Below are 20440 nucleotides of genomic sequence, written 5' to 3' on the forward strand. Positions count from 1 at the left end.
GCCGCTTCCGTCACGCCTTCGAGCGTTTGATGAGCGGCGTTTTTTTTTGCCCGGCGGCGTGCTCCAACCGGTGCGCCGCCGCGCGAAATTGCGATTACGCGGCCTGCTTCAGCGTCGCCATGTCGATGACAAAGCGGTATTTGACGTCGCTCTTCAGCATCCGGGCGTAAGCTTTTTCGATCTCCTGCATAGCGATCATCTCAATATCGGCGACGATGCCGCGCTCTGCGCAAAAATCGAGCATCTCCTGCGTCTCGGCGATGCCGCCGATCAGCGAGCCGGCGATGGAGCGGCGGCCGAAGATCAAATTGAAGACATTGGGGGAGGGGTGCGGCGAAGACGGCGCCCCGACGAGGGTCATGGTTCCATCGCGCTTCAAAAGCGTAACAAAGGCGTCGAGATCGTGCGGCGCGGCGACGGTGTTCAGGATGAAGTCGAAGGAGTGCGCGTGCGCGCCCATCTCCTCGGCGTTTTTGGACACGACGACCTCGTCGGCGCCCAGCGCATGCGCCGCTTCGATCTTGCCGGGCGAGGTTGTAAAGGCGACGACATGGGCGCCGAGCGCGTGGGCGAGTTTTATGCCCATGTGGCCGAGGCCGCCGATGCCGACGATCCCGACTTTCTTGCCAGGTCCCGCCTTCCAATGGCGCAACGGGGACCAGGTGGTGATCCCGGCGCAGAGCAGGGGCGAGACTGCCGCAAGATCGGTTTCGGGGTGGCTGACGCGCAGCACGAAATGCTCGTCGACGACGATCGCGGCGGAATAGCCGCCAAAGGTGTTATCGCCGACGCCGGTGGTCGAGCCATTGTAAGTCTGGATGAAACCATGCTCGCAATATTGCTCGAGTCCGTCGTCGCAGGAGATGCAGCGGCGGCAGCTGCCGACCATGCAACCGACCGCAGCGACGTCGCCCGCCTTGAACTTCGAGACCGCGGCGCCGACGGCGGTGACGCGGCCGACGATTTCATGGCCGGGCACGCAAGGAAATGGAATGTTTGGCCATTCCCCGCGCACGCTATGCAAATCGGAATGGCAAACGCCGCAAAAGAGGATGTCGATTGCGACGTCCCGCGGTCCCGGCGCGCGGCGCTCGATGGCGAAGGGAGACAGCGGGGTGGTCGGCGATTGCGCGGCATAGGCTTTAGTCAGCATTCGTTTCATCCGTATTGATGCAGAGTTGGGCGGGATTCGTCGCAGAGTCGCACAGTACGGCTAAAGCGCTGCGGAAGCTCAGTCGCTACGGGTAAAGTTTTCCGGAGCGTGGCGAAAGAGATCTGGATTTTACGGCTATCCAAAAGGCTTTTCGCGCGCCCAGGCGACGACGAACAGCGCGAGCCCTAGCACCGCCGCCAATTCCGCCCAGAGAAACACGAGGACATCGGCCCAGACGCCGAGCGGCGGCGCGAGGGGTAGAGCGTTGCGAAGCGCGGGCAGGGCGAAGACCAGCGCCGCCAGCGCGCCGAGCGGAGCCGCCTCCGGCTTTCGGTATCCCAGAAAGACGAGAAAGCTGATCAAGAGCGAACTGCATGCGAGGACGATCATTGCGCCATAGGTCGCAAGCGCGAAGAAGACATGCGCGTCGGCGCGGCGCAGGTCGAAGCGCAGGCGGAGATCGCCGGCGTCGCCGCCGGGAGCCATGCTCGAGCGGATTTGATAGCCGAGCAGCCCCTCCCAGACCGTGACGTCGAGCGCAATCGCCTGTTCATGTTCGGGCGTGGCCTCCGCGCCCTCAAGGGCCTGGACGCGCAGGTCGATGACGTAGCGATCAAACGGGTAGCGGGCGATGCTGCCTTGATTGAGGTCGGCGCCGATTGTCAGGAACGTCATCGGCTCATGGGCGCGAAAGACCTGCTGCTCGACCGCGTCGCCGGATCTCACGATGACGTTGAGATCGCGATCGGCGGAGTTCGGCCGCTTGCCGGGCATTCCCCGACCCGGAGCGACATGGACGCGAAATTGGATTGCTTCATTGGCCGGGTCGACGGAGATGGGCTCGATATAAATCTTAATCCGTTGCGCCGCGTCCGGATCTTTGGCGAAGCTGCGTTCGGTCGGAATTTCGGTCAGGTCGAAGGTGCGCAGCGCTGCGGCGTAAACAAGCGCTGCGGCGGCGACGAGGAAGATAAGCGCGAACGCCCGGCGCTTCGGGAAAGGGCTCGGCTTTGTTTGGCTCACGGCGATGACGGCGCATTGGATTGGCGAAATTGATTTTTTCGGCGACGCATCTGGCCTCGGATCCCCTCGTCTGCGCGACGGCGGCGCTCGCGCGGATCAGGGTTTAGAGCATGACGCCGAAAAGATGTAGACTTTTCGGACCACGCTCCAAACAGTTGGAATCGATCGCGTTTCATGAATCTGGACCGAGTCGGGCCGAGTCAGCGCGCTTCGGCCAGCGCCGTCGTCGCCGGGGAAGTCCCGGGGGAGGTTGGCTTCAGCTCCTTCGAAAGCTGAGCCACGCATCGCATGGCGCACATCATCAGCATCATGGTTGGATTGGCGCCGCCGCCGGTCGGGAAGGCTGCGGTCGAAATCACATGCACGTTGGGAACCCGGAAGGCGCGAAGATCGCCGTTCAATACGCCGTCCGCCGGCGTTCGCCCCATCCGGACCGTGCCGCCCGGATGAAAGATGCCGCCGCCGCCGGCGACATCGGCCTCGGCCTCCTGCGGCGGGCGCCTGTGGATCTGTCCAAGGCCGGCAAGGCCGGTCCCCGCCCAGCTTTTCATGAACAGATCGGTGACTTCCGTCATGGCTCGCTGATCCTCCGCCCCGACCGCCCAGTCGATCACCGCGAGAGGCTGGCCGTAGACATCGCGCCGATCGTCGGACAGGAAAATCCTGTTCTCCGCGCGGGGCGGCTGCTCGAGCACCATGATGAGCTTGATGGAGGCGTCGGAGGGATAAAGCAGCCGCCCTTCGACGAATCGCCACCACACGGCGCGCGACAGCCAAGGAAAGCCGCGCGCGAGCTCCATCAGCGTCGCGAAACTGGGATTGCGCCGCTTTTGCAGCTGGCGGTAAACGGCTCGTAACGCTTCAAAGCCGCTGCGGCTGGTTTCCTCGAAAGCGATATGGGCGAAGCACGCCGGCAGATGCTCCCGCTGCCGCGCATTCTCGGACAGCTCGAAACGGAGGTTGCGCATGCTTCCGCCTTTTTCGAAGCGAAATCCGGCGACGCGATTCAGGGCCGTCCTGTCCTTCGCCTCGATGTCGCCGACGCCGACCGAAAGATGGTCGTGAAAATAACGCCCAAGCACGCCGTCCGGCGCGAAGAATTTGTCGCCGTTCTGTCGATCCGCGAGAAGGAGAAGGCGCGTGCTTTCGATCGCTCCGGCGGCGATGACGACATGTTGCGCGCGGACGCGCAGCTTCGATTTGTCCGGCGCTTCGGCGGTCACCTCTCCCAGGCGTCTGTCATCGCCGATGTCGAAGCGGGTGGCCGTCGCATTCAGCCAGATCTCCGCCCCGTCTGCGCGATCGATCGATGACGACAGCAAATTGGCGACGTTGCGCTTGCCGAAGGGGGGCCATTTCGCCAGGCGCGCGACGTGATCGGACTGCGCGCCGCCGAACTTGGCCCAGTCGGTCCAGTCATAGGTTCCCGGCGCAAGGCCGAAGAGCTCTTCGACGTCCGGCAGATAGGCGCAGAGCTCGCCGTGAGACACCGGCCAAAGGGCCGGATCCATATCCGCCGGAACGAAGGGGATGAGCGCGCCGCCCCACCGCGTCGAGGTTCCGCCGAGACAGCGGAATCGGCCGCGCGACGCGCCGGTATAAATTGAACGCAGCTGGACCACTTCGTTCAGCGGGTGCTCGTCCTTCTCCTGCTGACGCGCCCCCGATTCCAGCACGACCACCCTAAGATCTTGCGCGGCAAGACGGGCAGCGATGACGAGACCGGCCGTGCCGGCGCCGATGACGAGCACATCAGCCGTGATCGGTTCGGAACCTTGATCCTTATGGCCGATAAGATCGCGGATCATGATTCATGCTCCAGGAGATCAGCATATTGGCCAAGGCGCTCCGGCCTTTTGGTGCTGACGACGATAGCGCCGTGCGGATTGCGCCCGAGCGCCTCTTTGAGAATGGCGGCGACCGACGATGTATTTCCCTGCGCCCGCGCGCCGGAGACATATCCGTAGGTGATTTGAAAAGGCCGATGGTAGCGCGCCAGCACATCGGCTTCCTTTTTTTCCAGACTGTCAAAGGTTTGCACGATATTGGCGAGTTCCGACCCGGCCTCCAGAAAGGGCTCCAGCTTATCGGCTGTCAGCGCGAGGCCAAACGCCCCCACCTGGCCTGCGGCCTTGGCCTGTTGCAGCCATCGAAGCCATTCGTCCGCATCCAGGAGCCGTAATACCGGTTCATGCATCATATAGAGGTCGATCCGCTCTCGGCCGAGACGCCGCAGGCTTCCCTCGAGGCTTTTGCGCGCGCGCGCAACATTCCAGTCGATTGTCGGCCTGGATAGCGAAGGGAGCAGTTTTCCGCCGATTTTCCGTAAAAGTATGGCCGCGCCTGGCTGCATTTCTCCGCCCGGCGAGTAAATTCCGACTTTCGTCGTCACGGTGAGGGACGGGCGCCTTCCAAGCAGATGGCGCAGGTCGCGCTCGGCCATGCCGAAGCCGTAATAAGGCGCGGTGTCAAAATGGGAAAAGCCGTGATCAGCGGCGGCGTCCAATAATTTTTGACGGTCACGAAAGGAGCCTGCATTAAAAAGGCTGGCAGTTCCAAATATAAAGCGAGACGTTGAGATATTCGTTGCAGGAATAACAATCTTCTGCATCAAAATTCCGTCGTTTCTTTAGGATCGACGCTCCGGAACCTATCTGAAAGAGTCGTTGTTTGCAATAGCTTGACCTGCACGGTTCTTTGAACTTGCAGCAGAGCTGAAGCACTTTAACTGGTTCTCAAAACTTTATTTCCGCGCTCGCGGAGTGGCGTGCGCCGCGCCATGCGATTGCCGCGCCATATGGCTCGCGCGGCGGCGCTGCGAAAAGACGCAGCGATTTTATTTGCGCAGACGATCTGCGGGGCTGCGCGCGCTGGATTGCCGGCGCGGTCTCTCGCACGCTGACTTCAGCCCGCGCAGGCTTTACAAGCGCTGGTCCGGCCGTCAAGCTGACCAGCGAACGCCTATGTGGCGCCTTATGAGGGCCGGACAGTTTGGCCCTCCATAAAGGGCGCCCTCCATCGTTTTCCCTCGGGAGATAACCGAAGTGACCTCGGAAGCCGAGCCAATGAAACCGACGCGAGCAACGCGCGCGCCCGGCCGGCGCGCCGCTGCGGTCCAACCGGAGCCGTCGTTCGCGCCGCAGCCCGAGCCAGCCAAATCCGTGCTCGCGGCCGAATGCGTGGAAGAGGACATTGAGGAGATCCTGCCGGCGGAGCTCGCCGGGGAGCCGGATTTCGCCATCGCCGCGGCCGCCGTCGCCGACGAGGCCGGCCCCGCGCCGCTTTCCGACGAGCCGCGCGAGGAAGGTGAGATCGCCGATCTGCACCGCTCGCCGCATCGCTTCATCAATCGCGAATTGTCCTGGCTCGAGTTCAATTGGCGCGTGCTGCAGGAAGCCTCGAATCGCAATCACCCGCTGCTCGAGCAATTGCGCTTTCTGTCGATCTCGGCGACCAATCTCGACGAATTCTTCATGGTTCGCGTCGCGGGCCTGCGCGGCCAGGTGCGCGAAGGCGTAACGACGCCCTCCGAGGACGGGCTGATCCCGACGCAACAGCTCGCCCGCATTCGCGAGCGCGCGAGCCTTCTCGCCGTCGAGCAGCAGCGCCGCTGCCGCGAATTGCGCGACGAACTCATCGGAGTGGGCATCGCGATCCTCGACCGGACCGAGCTCGACGCCACTGACAAGGGCTGGCTCGAGCAATATTTCCTGTCCCATGTGTTTCCGGTGCTGACGCCGCTCGCCATCGATCCGGCGCACCCCTTTCCCTTCATTCCCAATTTCGGCTTCACGATCGCGCTCGAACTGATCGGGCCGGTCGACCGCAAAATGTCGAAGGCGCTGATTCGCCTGCCGGCCAAGATCCAGCGATTCGTCCGGCTCCCGGAAAATCCGCAAAATCCGGGCGCACGTTTCCTCGCGCTCGAACATCTCGTCGCGATGTTCACGCATACTCTTTTTCCGGGCTATCGCGTACGCGGCGCCGGCGTCTTCAGGGTCATCCGCGACAGCGATCTCGAAGTCGAGGAAGAGGCCGAAGATCTCGTCCTCTTGTTCGAGACGGCGTTGAAGCGGCGCCGTCTCGGTTCGGTGATCCGGCTCGAATTCGACAGCCTCACGCCCGACGAATTGCGCGGCTTCGTGCAGGAAGAGCTCGCCGTGCTGCCCGAGGAGGTCTTTGTCGTCGACGGCATGCTGGCCCTCAACGAATTGTCGGAGATCGTCGGCCTCGACCGGCCGGAGCTCAAGTTCAAGCCGTATAATCCGCGCTTTCCCGAGCGGCTGCGCGACAATGGTGGCGATTGTTTCGCCACCATCAAGCAGAAGGATCTCGTCGTCCATCACCCTTATGAATCCTTCGACGTCGTGGTCCAGTTCCTGAACCAGGCGGCGACGGATCCAAATGTCGTCGCGATCAAGCAGACGCTGTATCGCACCTCGGCGGACAGTCCGATCGTGCGCGCCCTGATCGACGCTGCCGACGCCGGCAAATCGGTGACGGCGCTGGTCGAGCTCAAGGCGCGTTTCGATGAGGCGGCCAACATCCGCTGGGCGCGCGATCTCGAACGGGCGGGCGTGCAGGTCGTGTTCGGATTCATCGAACTGAAGACCCACGCCAAATTATCGATGGTGGTTCGCCGCGAAGGCAGCGGGCTCACCACTTATTGCCATGTCGGCACGGGGAATTATCACCCGATCACGGCGAAGATCTATACCGACATTTCCTTCTTTACCGCCGATCCCGCGATCGGGCGCGACGTGTCGCGGATCTTCAATTACATCACCGGCTACGCCGAGCCCGAGGGCCTTGAGCTGATGGCGGTTTCGCCGATTTCGCTGAAGGCGCGGCTGCTGCAGCATATCGAGGAGGAGATCGCCTTCGCCAGGGCCGGAAAACCCGCGGCGATCTGGGCGAAATGCAATTCGCTTGTCCATCCTGAGATCATCGACGCCTTCTACCGGGCGAGCCAGGCCGGCGTCCCGATCGACCTTGTCGTGCGAGGCATCTGCTGCCTGCGGCCCGGCGTGTCGGGCCTTTCGGAGAACATCAGCGTCAAATCGATCATCGGCCGCTTTCTGGAGCATGCGCGCATCTATTGCTTCGGCGCCGGCCATGGCCTGCCTCATCCCAAGGCGCGGGTCTATATTTCCTCGGCCGATCTTATGCAGCGCAATCTCGACCGGCGCGTCGAAGTCCTTTCGCCGATCCTCAATCCAACCGTCCACGAGCAGGTGCTCGACCAGATCATGGTCGCAAACCTTATCGACAATCAGCAGAGCTATAGCGTCTTGCCTGACGGGTCGAGCGCGCGCATACAGGCGCCGGCGGGGGCCGAGCCCTTCAACGCGCATTCCTATTTCATGACAAATCCGAGTCTGTCCGGCCGTGGAAAATCTCTCAAAACATCCAGTCCCAAAACTCTCTTTAAGAGGCTGGACGGGCGTTGACGTCAGGCCGCTCGGTAACGCAGCAGGCGACGGCAAGCCTGTCGCCATCGTCGACATCGGGTCGAATTCAGTCCGGCTCGTCGCCTATGAGGGATTGAGCCGCGCGCCGCGGCAGATCTTCAACGAAAAATCCCTTTGCGCGCTCGGCGACGGCGTCGCAACGACCGGCCTCCTGTCCAAATCCGGCATGGAAAAAGCGCTCGCGGCGCTGCGCCGGTTCAAGGTGCTATGCGAGATTCTCGACGTTGGCGAACTGAATGTTCTGGCGACGGCGGCGGCGCGCGACGCCGGCAACGGCCCCGAATTCCTCGCCGCGGCGACGCAGGCGATCGGCGCTCCGATCTCGCTGCTGTCCGGCCCGCGCGAGGCTGAACTCTCGGCCCATGGCGTCGTCTCGGGCGTTCACAAGCCGGACGGCCTCGTCGGCGATCTCGGCGGCGGCTCGCTCGAACTGATCGACGTCAAGGGCTCGCAGCTCAGCAAGGGCGTGACGCTGCCGCTCGGCGGCCTGACCCTGATCGACGCCTCGAAGAAATCCGCCCGAGCGGCGGCAAGGATCGTGCGCGACGCCCTCGCCGATTCGCGCCTCGTCGAACGGCTCGAAGGGCGCACCTTCTACGCGGTCGGCGGCACATGGCGCGCCTTCGCGAAGCTGCATATGCGCCAGCGCAACTATCCGCTGGCCGTCATGCATGGCTATGTCATCCCGGCGCAGGACGCCGCCGATTTCGCCAATATCGTCGCCCGCGTGAATACGGAAACGCTGCTGTCGATCGACGCCGTCAATGCGCAGCGCCGGCCGCTGCTGCCCTATGGCGCGGCGGTCATCGCCGAGATCATCCGCCGTGGCCGCCCCAAGGAAATCATGATTTCCAGCGCCGGCGTGCGGGAGGGGCTGCTCTATGAAAAGCTCGACGCCCACCAACGGCGGGAGGATCCGCTCCTGCGGGCGACCGCCGACGCAAATCTGCTATTTTCCCGCGCGCCCGCCCATGCCCATGATCTTTGCGACTGGACAGATCACTTTATTAAATCATCGCAACTTGATGAATTGCCAGAGGAAAAGCGGCTGAGGCATGCGGCCTGCCTGCTTGCCGACGTCAACTGGCGCGCGCATCCGGACTACCGCAGCGAAGAAAGCATCAATCTCGTCGAGAATTCGTCCTTGACCGCCATCGACCATTCCGGCCGCGCGTTTCTCGCTCTGACCATGGCCTATCGCTATCTTGGCCTCGACGACGATGAAATCAGCCCGCAAATCCGCGCGCTGGCCTCCGCCCGCGTGCTCGACCGGGCCCGCATCGTCGCCGCGATGATGCGCCTCGCCTATATCGCCTCCGGCGCCATGCCGGGCGTTCTGCCGCGCACGCCGCTCGCTTGTGCGAAGAACAAGGTGGTGCTGACGCTTCCGATCGATCTCGCCGATCTCGCCAGCGACAGGCTTTACAGCCGCGTCAAGCAGCTCGCCCGGCTGATCGGGCGCGACGCCGCGATCGCGGTGGCCGGGTAGCAGGGCGCCGAAAATTACGGAGCTTTCGGATCAGCGTCGTACGGTAACAGCGAGCCCCAGCTAGCCTGCCGCCGTCTCGGGCGCGGCCGGCTCCTCCGCTTCCTGAGAAGCCTCCTGCCATTCCAGCATGACAACGCGTCCGCGCTCGACCGTGAGCGCGAGGCGTCCATGTTTCAACTCCAGCGCCTTCACGCCGAACAGTTCGCGCCGCCAGCCGGTCAGCGCCGCGACTTTGGCGTTGTCGTCGGCGGCGATCGCTTCGAGATCCTCGACATTTGCGATCATTTTCGCGGCGACGCCATGGCTTTCGCTGATCTGCCGCAGCAGGACCTTTAAAAGCTCGACGGTCGCGCCATTGCCGCCGGTCCTGCGGTCACGCTCGAGCTTTGGCAGCGTTTTCGGGTCGCGCGCCAGGCCGCGTTCGATCGCGGCCAGGATTTCGGCGCCCGCGCGCGAGCGCTCCATGCCGCGCGGAAAGGCGCGCAGATTGCCAAGCGCGTCGGCCGAGCGCGGCGCGGCCAGGGCGAGCTCGATCAGCACGTCGTCCTTCAGGATGCGCGAGCGCGGCACGTCGCGCGCCTGCGCCTCGGCCTCGCGCCAGCCGGCGACTTCCATCAGCACGCCAAGATCGCGCGGCTTGCGAACGCGGTTGCGAAAGCGCTCCCAGGCGTTGTCCGGGTGCTGCTCATAAGTTGCGGGCGACGTCAGAAGCGCCATTTCATCGCTGAGCCAGCCGAGCCGACCGGTCTCTTTCAGCTTGTCCTGGAGGATGGCGTAAATATCGCGCAGATAGGTGACGTCGGCGATGGCGTAATCGACCTGCGCCGGCAGGAGCGGCCGGCGCGACCAGTCGGTAAAGCGTGAGGATTTGTCGAGCGAGACCTTGCAGACGGTCTGGACGAGATCGCCGTAGGAGACCTGATCGCCGAAGCCGCACACCATCGCCGCGACCTGAGTGTCGAACAGCGGCGCCGGGATGATCTTTGCCAGATTCCAAACGATTTCAAGATCCTGCCTGGCAGCGTGAAACACCTTGACGACGGCGGGATCGGCCATCAGCTCGAACAGCGGCGCAAGGTCGAGCCCGCTGGCGAGGGCGTCGACCGCCACAGCCTCGTCGGCCGAGGCGAGCTGCACGACGCAGAGTTTTGGCCAGAACGTCGTCTCGCGCAGAAATTCCGTGTCGACTGTGACGAAAGCATGGGATGCGAGCCTCTGGCAGACCTCCGCCAGGGCCTCAGTTGTCGTGATCAGGCTCATGGATTTTAGATAAAGCAAAGCTCGGCGATCCGCTACCTTGCAGCTATTCAGCGCGGACGATCCGGATAGTCATGGCGCGGCCGAGCTCGCGCCGGCCGCGCCTTGACAGGACGACATGGCCATGCCTTCTCCGCGCCAACTCCTTCCGGGCAAAATGACACGATGCACCGCTACCGTTCCCATACCTGCGGCGATCTGCGCGAAACCGACGCCTTGCAGCCGACCCGGCTTTCCGGCTGGTGCCACCGCATCCGCGACCATGGCGGCGTGCTGTTCATCGACCTTCGCGATCACTATGGAATCACGCAATGCGTCGTCGATCCTGATTCGGGCGCCTTTCCCCTCGCCGAGAAGCTGCGCTCCGAATGGGTCGTCCGGATTGACGGGCTCGTGCGCCAACGCCCGGCCGGCACCGAGAACATCGAGATGCCGACCGGCCTCATCGAAGTCTATGTGACGGAGATCGAAGTTTTGGGCGCGGCCGCCGAATTGCCGCTGCCGGTGTTTGGCGACCAGAATTATCCCGAAGACATGCGGCTGCGCTATCGCTTCCTCGATCTCAGGCGCGAAAAACTCCACAACAACATCATGCTGCGCGGACGGGTGATCGATTCGCTCCGCGCGCGCATGAAGGGGCAGGGGTTTTTCGAATTTCAAACGCCGATCCTGACAGCTTCGAGCCCCGAGGGCGCGCGCGATTTTCTCGTGCCCTCGCGTCTGCATCCGGGCAAATTCTACGCCCTGCCGCAGGCCCCGCAGCAATTCAAGCAGCTGCTCATGACGGCTGGCTTCGACCGCTATTTCCAGATTGCGCCCTGCTTCCGTGACGAGGATCTGCGCGCCGACCGCAGCCTCGAATTCTATCAGCTCGATATCGAGATGAGCTTCGTCACGCAGGAGGATATTTTCGCCACCGTCGAGCCGGTGCTGCGCGGCGTCTTCGAGGAGTTCGGCGAGGGTTTTGCGGTGACGCCGGAATTCCCGCGCATCCCTTACGCCGAGACGATGCTGAAATATGGCACGGACAAGCCGGATCTGCGCAATCCGCTCGTCATCGTCGACGTGACGGAGGAGTTTTCGCGCGAGGACGTCAGCTTCAACGCCTTCAAGAACGTCATCAAGCAGGGCGGCGTCGTGCGCGCCATTCCGGCGCCGGGGGCCGGCGCGCAGCCGCGCTCCTTCTTCGACAAGCTGAATGATTGGGCGCGGGGCGAGGGCGCGGCCGGTCTCGGCTATGTGATTTTCGAGGGCGACGCTGGAGCGCTCGTCGGCAAGGGTCCGATTGCGAAATTCCTTCCCGCCGACGTGCAGCAGGCGATCGCCGCCAAGGCCGGCCTGAAGTCCGGCGACGCCGTGTTCTTCGCCTGCGACCGGCCGGATCGGGCCGCCAAGCTCGCCGGCGCGGCGCGGCTTCGCATCGGCTCGGAGCTTAAACTGTCGAAAACCGGCGTGTTCGAACTTTGCTGGATCGTCGATTTCCCGATGTATGAATGGAACGAGGACGAGAAGCGAATCGATTTCTCGCATAATCCGTTCTCGATGCCGAATTGCAACCTAGAGCAGTTTCTCGCTCTAGAGACCGGTGTCCGTGAAGAAATTGTTGGAATTGACCGAGGGGAGCGCAATCGCGATTTAAATGAGAGCAATGAACTTCGGAAGCGGATACTCGAAATAACCGCTTTTCAATATGACGTTGTCTGCAACGGCTTTGAGCTGTCGTCCGGCGCGATCCGAAATCACCGTCCCGACATCATGCGCAAGGCCTTCGCGCTCGCCGGCTATGATGAAACAGTGCTGGAGCAGAAATTCGGCGGCATGTACCGCGCCTTCCACTACGGCGCGCCGCCCCATGGCGGCATTGCGCCGGGCGTCGATCGCATCGTCATGCTGCTCGCGGGCGAGGAAAATCTGCGCGAGATCGTGGCTTTCCCGATGAATCAGCGCGGCGAGGATCTGTTGCTCGGCGCCCCCTCCAATGTGACGGCGAAGCAACTGCGCGAGCTCTCGATCAAGCTCAATTTGCCGGAGAAATAGGACGCGGTGCAACGCGCGCGCTCGCCTTGGCGCGCGAATTGCGGTGACTTGCGGCGCGAGCGTTTTGGCGAGTCTTTGGCGCGAAAATGAATAAAACATAGGCGCCTTGGGAGGCGCGCGCTGTTTCGCCACAAACGCTCGATTGCTATAGAAAATTAGGCTTTGTCGGCGGCTTGAGGTCCAGGCGCGAGAAGCGCGGGACCGGCTCGCTCGGCGGAACGCGGGTCAGAAGCATTGTCCATATCGGCCGCTATCTACCACCTCACCCATTACATCTATGATCGTCCGGTCTCGCTCGGCCCGCAAATCGTGCGGCTGCGTCCGGCGCCGCATGCGCGCACCAAAATCCTGAATTACAGTCTCAAGGTTTCGCCGCCGGATCATTTCGTCAATTGGCAGCAGGACCCGCATAATAATTGGCAGGCGCGCTTCGTCTTCCCGGAGAAGGTCAGCGAATTCAAGGTCGAGGTCGAACTGACCGTCGATCTCTCGGTGGTCAACCCGTTCGATTTCTTCATCGAGCCCTATGCGGAGCAATTTCCCTTCGCCTATGAGCCCGAACTCAAGGCGGACCTTGCGCCCTATCTGCAGCCCGAGCCATTGGGGCCGGAGCTTGCCGACTATATGGCGAAGCTGCCGAAAGAACCGGTCCATATCGTCAATTTTCTCGTCGATCTCAACGCCAGCCTGCAAAAGGCGGTCGGCTATGTGATCCGCATGGAGCCGGGCGTGCAGACGCCCGAGGAGACGCTGACGCTCAAGACGGGCTCCTGCCGCGACTCGGCCTGGCTGCTGGTGCAGATCCTGCGCAATCTTGGCCTCGCGGCGCGATTCGTGTCCGGCTATCTGATCCAGCTGCGCGCCGACATCGAGCCGATCGAGGGGCCGAAGGGCACGCAGGTCGATTTCACCGACCTTCACGCCTGGGCGGAAGTCTATCTGCCGGGCGCGGGCTGGGTCGGCATGGACGCGACCTCGGGCATGTTTACGGCCGAGGGGCATATCCCGGTCGCTGCGACGCCGCATTATTCCTCTGCCGCGCCGATCTCGGGCGGCGTCGAAGCGGGTGCAAAGGTCGATTTCGACTTCGACATGACGGTGACGCGCGTCCATGAGAAGCCGCGCATCACCATGCCCTTCTCCGATGAGGCCTGGGAAAAGTTGGATGCGCTCGGCGAGCAGGTCGACGAGGATCTGATCCGGCAGGACGTCCGCCTGACGATGGGCGGCGAGCCGACCTTCGTCTCGATCGACGATTTCGAATCCTCGGAATGGAACACCGCGGCGGTCGGGGCGACCAAGCGCTCCTTCGCTGACGCCCTGATCCGCCGCATTCGCAACCGCGTCGCGCCGGGCGGCCTTCTGCATTACGGCCAGGGCAAATGGTATCCCGGCGAATCGCTGCCGCGCTGGGGCTTTTCGCTCTATTGGCGCAAGGACGGCCAGCCGATCTGGCGCGATCCCGAACTGATCGGCTCCGTCGGACGCACGCTCGCGCCCGAAGCCGAAAAGACGCCCGGGGCCGCCGAGGTTTCGTTTACCGACGACCAGCGCAACAAGGCGGCGGCCCTGACCCGCGGCGTCGCCGATTTCCTCGGGGTGTCGGAAGAATGCGTCATGCCGGCCTATGAGGATCCGGCGGTCTGGGTCGTCAAGGAAGGAAATCTGCCGGACAACGTCAATCCGCTCGATCCAAAAATCGAGGATCCCGAAGAGCGCAACCGCATGATCCGCGCTTTTGCGCGGGGCCTGACCAAGCCGACCGGCTTCGTGCTGCCGGTGCAGCGCTGGAATTCGCCGCCCTCGCTCTCGCGCGGCCTGCGCTGGGTCAGCGAGAAATGGTGCATGCGGCGCGGCAAGCTGTTTCTGGTGCCGGGCGATTCGCCGGTCGGATACCGGCTGCCGCTCGCCTCGCTGCCCTATATCGCGCCATCCTCCTATCCCTATATCCATCCGCAGGATCCGCTGGAGGATCGCGGCCCCTTGCCCGACGCCGCAAAGCTTAAGCAACGCGTCGAGCATTTCCAGAAATCGCTCGAACCGTCGAGCACGCGCCAGGACGTCATCGAGCAACTGGCAATCGAGGGCGCCGTGCGCACGGCGATCAGCGTCGAGCCGCGCGACGGCGTGATCTGCGTCTTCATGCCGCCAACGGAACGGCTCGAAGACTATCTCGAACTTGTCACCGCGGTCGAAGTCGCGGCCGAGGATCTGAACACCCCCGTGCATATCGAGGGCTATCCGCCGCCCTATGATCCGCGCATCGAGGTCATCAAGGTGACGCCCGATCCCGGCGTCATCGAGGTCAACATCCAGCCCTGCCACAGCTGGCGCGAGGCGGTCGAGACGACCAAGGGCCTCTACGAGGACGCGCGGCAGGTGCGGCTCGGCGCTGATAAATTCATGGTCGATGGGCGCCACACCGGCACCGGCGGCGGCAATCACGTCGTCGTCGGCGGCGCGACCCCGCAGGATTCGCCGTTCCTGCGTCGCCCGGACCTCCTGAAAAGCCTCATCATCTATTGGCAGCGTCATCCGTGCCTCTCCTATCTCTTTTCGGGCCTGTTTATCGGCCCGACGAGCCAGGCGCCGCGCGTCGACGAGGGACGCCATGACGGGCTCTATGAGCTCGAGACCGCGCTCGCCAACACGCCGGGGCCGGACGGATCGATCCCGCTCTGGCTGGTCGACCGGCTCTACCGCAATCTCTTGATCGACGTGACCGGCAACACCCATCGCGCCGAGATCTGCATCGACAAGCTCTATTCGCCCGACGGTCCAACGGGGCGGCTCGGCCTCGTCGAATTCCGCGCCTTCGAGATGCCGCCGGATGCGCGCATGAGTCTTGCGCAGCAATTGCTGCTGCGCGCCCTGATCGCCTGGTTCTGGCGCGAGCCGCAGCAGGGCGGTCTGGTGCGTTGGGGAACGACGCTGCACGACCGCTTCATGCTGCCGCATTTTGTCTGGGAGGATTTTCTCGGCGTCTTGGCCGATCTCGGCCGCGCCGGCTATGCGTTCGATCCGGCCTGGTTCCAGGCGCAATGGGAGTTCCGCTTTCCCTTCTACGGCGCGATCGAGCATGGCGGCCTCAAGCTGGAGCTGCGTCAGGCGCTTGAGCCGTGGAACGTCATGGGCGAGACAGGCGCGATCGGCGGCACGGTGCGCTTCGTCGATTCCTCGATCGAGCGGCTGCAGATCAAATGCGAGGGGTTTGTCGAAGGGCGTCACATCATCGCCTGTAACGGCAGGCGCATGCCCATGACGACGACCGACGTTTCGGGCGAGGCTGTCGCCGGCGTGCGCTTCAAGGCGTGGCAGGCCGCCGTCGGGCTGCACCCGACCGTGCCGGTCCATGCGCCGCTGACCTTTGACATCATCGACGCCTGGTCCGGCCGGTCGATCGGCGGCTGCGTCTATCACGTGGCCCATCCGGGCGGGCGCAACTACGAGACCTTTCCGGTCAATTCCTACGAGGCCGAAGCGCGCCGCCTCGCGCGCTTCGAGGCGTTCGGCCATACGCCGGGAGCGATCAAGGTTCCGCCGGAGGAGCGCACGGCCGATTTCCCGCTGACGCTGGATCTGCGCCGCCCGCGCGGCGTATGAACTATGCCGATCGGACCGATTGATCCGATCGGCCTCCTCATCCTGAGGAGCGCCTGAAAGGCGCGTCTCGAAGGATGGGGTGAGGGCGCCTACAGACGCCTGCGCCGTCCTGTTCGAGACGGCGTGCGGCCTCCTCGCCATGAGAGATTGGCGCGCGCCTCCGCCCTAACTCCCCCGCCAGCGCCTGACCGTTTCCAGAATCGTCTGCGCCGAGTGAAGTGCGAAAAGCCGCTCGACCGGCTCTGAAATCTTGCGCCGCCAGTTCGGCCGTTCGCGATCGGTGCCGGGCAGATTGGTCGGCACGACCTCCATAGCGAGATCGTCGGCTTGAATCAGCACGAGGGCGGCGCCGCTTCGCGCGACAAAACCATGGATCGCCGCCGCCGCCGCCTCGGTCAATGGCGCGTTATAGTCGACGCCGTCGCCCGAAAAATCTGTGCAGGCGACGGCGGCGAGAAGCTCGGCTTTTTCTTCGGCCCGGTCGCGCGCCGCCGCTTGCTCGTCCGCGATATGGCCGAGCGCTGCCGCCTCGCCAAGATCGGCGCCGCTCCACCAGCCGGCGAGCGGCGGCAGATCATGCGTCGCGACGCAGGCCGCGGCCAGCGCCGGGTAAGATTCAGGCGGCAGAAATTCGCGGCCCTCGCGCTCGAACCGCATGACGCGGTAGGAGAGAATATTGGCGCGCGCCAGTTCGTCGCGCAGGCCCGAGGGCGCCGTGCCGAGGTCTTCGCCGACGACGGCCGTCTGCGCCCGCTGGCTTTCAAGCGCGACCTGTCCGATCAGCGCTTCGAACGGGCAGGCGAGATAGGCGCCGTCCTTGCCCTCGGCGCCTTCCGGCACGAGGAACAGGCGCTTCAAGCCCAGCACATGGTCAATGCGTAAAATGCCGGCATAGGCCATGTTGGCGGCGATCAGCCGTCCGAAGCCTTTATAGCCGTCCCGTGCAAGGGCGCGTGGATCGGGCGGCGGCAGACCCCAGACCTGACCCTTCGGCCCCAGCGGGTCGGGCGGCGCGCCGATCGAGACGCCCTGCATCAACCGGCTCATGTCGGAAAAGGCTTCGGCGCCGTCCGGCGCGCAGCCGACTGCGAGATCGCGATAGAAGCCGAGCGATAATCCCGCCGTCTTGGCCGCTTGCGCCGCCGCGGCAAATTGCCTGTCCGCCAAAAATTGCAGGAATTTTGCGCGCTTCACCTCATCGTCATGTTGAGCGGCAAAAGCCTCGATCCCCGGCGCGTGCGGAGCGTTCAGTTCGGGTCCGAACTGGCCGAGCGTTGCGCCGAGCGCGCGCTCGATCGCCGTGAAAATGGCGAAGCGGCGCAAACTCTCGCCGCCAAGGACCAGAAAGCGTTCAAACTCCATCACCAGCGCATCGTCGGGCGCGGCGAGCCGGCGCGCCCGGAAGGCGGCGTGAATGACGTCGAACAGCCGATCTTTCAGGGCGAAGACCGCGCGATAATCGACGAAGCCCGCCGCCGAGAGCGCGGCGGCTTCTGGCGCCGCGCGCGACAACGCGGCCATGACGGCCTCGCTCATCAGTTCGGACGGCAGATCGAAGACGTCGATCGCCAGCGGGTCGAGAAAGCGCCGATCCGAGGGATGGTAGGGGCTCGCCCGCTCGGGATCGTGCGGATAGAGCGCATGCAGCGGATTGACGCCGACGCAGGCCGCGCCGGCGCGTGCGGCCTCTTCGGCGAGGATGCGCAGGCAGGTGAAATCGCCGATGCCCTGATCGCCGCCGCCTGATTGGCGCCGCAGCCCGTACGCCTGCGCGGCGACGCCGAACACGCGGCCCTCGCGCAGCGCTTGCGGTAGGAAGGCGGCGAAGGGAACGATCGCAAGATGGCCGTGGCAATCGGGGGCGGCCTCGCTCATCACTTCGTGACGGCCGAGCGGCAAATCCGGCAGGGGAATTTCGCGCGTCAAGGCGCGGCGCCCGTCCGGCGCGAGGATTTCGCCGCGCCGGCCGATCTCCGGGCTAATCTCGACGATGTGGGTCGACCCGTCGTCGCAGGCGATGGTCAGGGCGAAGGGAAGCTGCCGCTCGGCGAGCGCGCCGCCGAGCCGGATCGTCCGTTCGCCATGCTGCACGAGACTGGTTGCGACAGGCAGCGGCCGGAAGGCGCGTTCCTCCGAGAGTTCGGCAAGGCGGGCCCGCGCCTCGCCCGTATTGGCGGCGGCGAGTTCGAGGCTGCGCAACAGAGCGAGCTTCGTCTCAACGCTTACATCCGTCCGGCGCCCTTCGATATCGTGCCAATAGGGCGCGATGCCGGCGGCGGCGGCCAGAGCGTCGAGCACGCGCTCGTCGACGCCCGCGCGGGGGCGCGCGGAGGCGGCGGCGGTCTCGGTCAAAATGACGACGGAGCGCGGCGGCAGGCTGACCGCTCCGTCCGGCGCCTCAGCCCCGGTCGCGCGCGGCTCGGCCGAATTGATCTTCTGTGTCCAGATATGGCTTTCGCGCGCGCCGGGCAGGCGGGCGTGCAGCAGGGCGTAACCCCGGTTGATGAGGACGGCGGCGCGGCTTGGCGCCAGCCTGGCGTCGCCCGGATCGTAGAAGACCGCGACAAGCGCGTCGGCGGAAGCCTCCTCCCATTGCTGCGGCGTCAGCGGTTCGCCGGACAGGCCGAGCCATTCGACGTCGGGCGCGCCGGAGGCGTCGGGCGGCGCGCCGGTCAAAGGCGTCTCGCCGCTGAGCGCGCCAGTCTCGCGGCGAAGTTTTATCAGCCGCGCGCAAAAATCGATGAGCTCCTCGTCGGCGTTCGCCCAATCGACATAGGCGAGCTCATTGTCCTGCGCATAGGCGTTGTTGTTGCCCTTCTGCGTGCGGCCGAGTTCGTCGCCCATGGTCAGCATGGGCGAGCCGCGGGACGCGATCAGCGTCGCTAGCAACGCCCGCACATCGCCCCTGCGCCGCTGGATCATGGCGGGGTCAGACGTTTCTCCCTCGGCGCCGCAGTTCCATGACAGATTGTCGTCGGTTCCGTCGCGATTGTTCTCGCCATTCGCCTCATTGTGCTTTTGCGAAAAGGCGACGAGATCGGCGAGGGTGAAGCCGTCATGGGCGGTGATGAAATTGATCGAGCGCGACAAAGCGCGGCGCCGGCCTGCAAAAATATCGGCCGAGCCCGCAAAGCGGGTCGCCATCGCGCCGAGCTGACCATGATCGCCGCGCCAGAAGCGGCGCATCGCATCGCGCGATTTATCGTTCCACTCGCCCCATGAGGCCGGAAAGGCGCCGAGCTGATAGCCGCCAAGGCCGAGATCCCAGGGCTCGGCGATATGGATCAGCTCGCGCAAGGTCGGATCTTGCGCAACCGCGGCGAGGAAGGGATGCGACGGATCGAAGCCCTGCGGCCCGCGGGCCAGAACGGGGGCGAGATCGTAGCGGAAGCCGTCGACGCCGGCGCGGATCGCGGCGGTGCGCAGCGCGTCGAGCGCAAGGCGCAACGCGTGCGGGCGCTCCAGCGCCAGCACATTGCCGCAACCCGCCTGATTTTCGTAGAGCGTCGCATTCTGCGGATCGAGCCGGTAGTAGAGCCCGTTGTCGAGCCCGCGCAGCGATACGGTTGGACCGAGATGATCGCTTTCGCCGGAGTGGTTCAGCACCACGTCGAGGATGACGCTGATCCCGTCAGCCTGCAGCGCCTCCACGGCCGCGCGGACCTCTGGCCAGCCACCCGGCGCAAGGCGTGGGTCCGGCGCGTTGAAGGCGACCGGATTATAGCCCCAGTAATTGGCGAGGCCGAGCGCCGGCAGATGGCGTTCGTCGAGCCAGCCTTGGATCGGCAGCAGCTCTACGGCGGTGACGCCGAGTCGCGTCAGATGTGCGATTGCCGCCGGATGGGCGAGGCCGGCGAAGGTGCCGCGAATCTCTTGCGGAATGCCCGGATGGTTCCGCGTAAAGCCGCGCACATGCATTTCATAGATGATGAGGTCGCGCCAGGGCGTCGACGGCCGACGCGGCGCCGCCAGCGCTGGCGCCGGCGTGACGATCGCTTTAGGGACAAAAGCGGCGCTGTCCGTCAAATCCTCCGGCGCGCCATGTATGCGGGCGTCGAACAGGGACGGATGCAATTTGAATGGACGGTCGAGTTCGATCGCGTAAGGATCGACGAGCAGTTTTGCCGGATTGAAGCGAAGGCCCTTTGAGAGATCGAACGGCCCCTCCGCCCGCAGGCCGTAGCGCGCCCCGGCGCCGACGCCGCCAACATGGGCGTGGAAGACATCCCCGGTGCGGCCGATCAGTTTGATGCGCTGGATCTCGCGGCCATCGTCGTCGAACAGGCAGAAAAAAATCGCATCGGCGGCGCTTGAGATGACGGCGACATTGACCCCGTCCACTTGAAGCGACGCGCCGAGCGGCTCCGGCGATCCCGGAGAAACAGAATAAGGCTTCAAATGATGCGC

At 64.3% G+C, this 20440-nt stretch carries 10 protein-coding genes; 4 read left to right on the forward strand and 6 right to left on the reverse strand.

Annotated elements, in window-relative coordinates; genetic code table 11:
• Nucleotides 1-94: 94 nt before the first annotated feature.
• The 4 genes from MSIL_RS01035 to MSIL_RS19950 form a co-directional block, all read right to left on the reverse strand.
• Complete coding sequence (locus MSIL_RS01035) at nt 95-1153, reverse strand: NAD(P)-dependent alcohol dehydrogenase (RefSeq protein WP_012589253.1); 1059 nt, start codon at nt 1151-1153, stop codon at nt 95-97.
• A gap of 135 nt (nt 1154-1288) precedes the next feature.
• Entirely contained in the window at nt 1289-2176 is an 888-nt protein-coding gene (locus MSIL_RS19945) for a DUF4436 family protein (RefSeq protein WP_012589254.1), read from the reverse strand.
• 200 nt (nt 2177-2376) lie between these two features.
• A complete protein-coding gene (locus MSIL_RS01050; protein WP_012589255.1) occupies nt 2377-3984 on the reverse strand; it encodes a GMC oxidoreductase in 1608 nt (535 codons plus the stop codon).
• Nucleotides 3981-4787, reverse strand: a complete 807-nt coding sequence (locus MSIL_RS19950) for an aldo/keto reductase (protein ID WP_012589256.1) — start codon at nt 4785-4787, stop codon at nt 3981-3983. The genes MSIL_RS01050 and MSIL_RS19950 overlap by 4 nt, the downstream gene beginning before the upstream one ends.
• Before the next feature lie 454 nt (nt 4788-5241).
• Here MSIL_RS19950 and MSIL_RS01060 point away from each other — a divergent pair, with 454 nt between their 5' ends.
• Both MSIL_RS01060 and ppx read left to right on the forward strand, forming a co-directional pair.
• Nucleotides 5242-7626, forward strand: a complete 2385-nt coding sequence (locus MSIL_RS01060) for an RNA degradosome polyphosphate kinase (RefSeq protein WP_083772146.1) — start codon at nt 5242-5244, stop codon at nt 7624-7626.
• The gene (gene ppx / locus MSIL_RS01065; RefSeq protein WP_012589258.1) at nt 7565-9136 is read left to right on the forward strand and encodes an exopolyphosphatase; all 1572 of its coding nucleotides are present in this window, start codon (nt 7565-7567) and stop codon (nt 9134-9136) included. The genes MSIL_RS01060 and ppx overlap by 62 nt, the downstream gene beginning before the upstream one ends.
• Before the next feature lie 60 nt (nt 9137-9196).
• Here ppx and rnd read toward each other — a convergent pair whose 3' ends face one another.
• The gene (gene rnd / locus MSIL_RS01070; RefSeq protein WP_041367441.1) at nt 9197-10396 is read right to left on the reverse strand and encodes a ribonuclease D; all 1200 of its coding nucleotides are present in this window, start codon (nt 10394-10396) and stop codon (nt 9197-9199) included.
• 162 nt (nt 10397-10558) lie between these two features.
• Between rnd and aspS the strand changes: the two genes are divergently transcribed.
• Both aspS and MSIL_RS01080 read left to right on the forward strand, forming a co-directional pair.
• Entirely contained in the window at nt 10559-12430 is a 1872-nt protein-coding gene (gene aspS / locus MSIL_RS01075; RefSeq protein WP_012589260.1) for an aspartate--tRNA ligase, read from the forward strand.
• A 234-nt stretch (nt 12431-12664) separates the two neighbouring features.
• Nucleotides 12665-16033, forward strand: coding sequence for a transglutaminase family protein (locus tag MSIL_RS01080; protein ID WP_012589261.1), 3369 nt, complete (start codon nt 12665-12667; stop codon nt 16031-16033).
• A gap of 165 nt (nt 16034-16198) precedes the next feature.
• On the opposite strand, the gene MSIL_RS01085 is transcribed toward MSIL_RS01080, so the two are convergent.
• Nucleotides 16199-20431 carry a bifunctional glycogen debranching protein GlgX/4-alpha-glucanotransferase gene (locus MSIL_RS01085; RefSeq protein WP_012589262.1) on the reverse strand — a complete coding sequence of 1411 codons (4233 nt, stop codon included), beginning with the start codon at nt 20429-20431 and terminating at the stop codon, nt 16199-16201.
• Nucleotides 20432-20440 lie beyond the last annotated feature (9 nt).

Origin of the sequence: Methylocella silvestris BL2 (assembly GCF_000021745.1) — a bacterium.
In the GTDB taxonomy this organism is placed as follows: domain Bacteria; phylum Pseudomonadota; class Alphaproteobacteria; order Rhizobiales; family Beijerinckiaceae; genus Methylocapsa; species Methylocapsa silvestris.

Excerpts from the sequence above, each read along its gene's own strand:
- MSIL_RS01035 (WP_012589253.1), bottom strand. The coding sequence starts at position 1,153 with ATGCTGACTAAAGCCTATGCCGCGCAATCGCCGACCACCCCGCTGTCT.
- MSIL_RS01050 (WP_012589255.1), bottom strand. The coding sequence starts at position 3,984 with ATGATCCGCGATCTTATCGGCCATAAGGATCAAGGTTCCGAACCGATC.
- MSIL_RS19950 (WP_012589256.1), bottom strand. The coding sequence starts at position 4,787 with ATGCAGAAGATTGTTATTCCTGCAACGAATATCTCAACGTCTCGCTTT.
- MSIL_RS01060 (WP_083772146.1), top strand. The coding sequence starts at position 5,242 with ATGAAACCGACGCGAGCAACGCGCGCGCCCGGCCGGCGCGCCGCTGCG.
- rnd (WP_041367441.1), bottom strand. The coding sequence starts at position 10,396 with ATGAGCCTGATCACGACAACTGAGGCCCTGGCGGAGGTCTGCCAGAGG.
- aspS (WP_012589260.1), top strand. The coding sequence starts at position 10,559 with ATGCACCGCTACCGTTCCCATACCTGCGGCGATCTGCGCGAAACCGAC.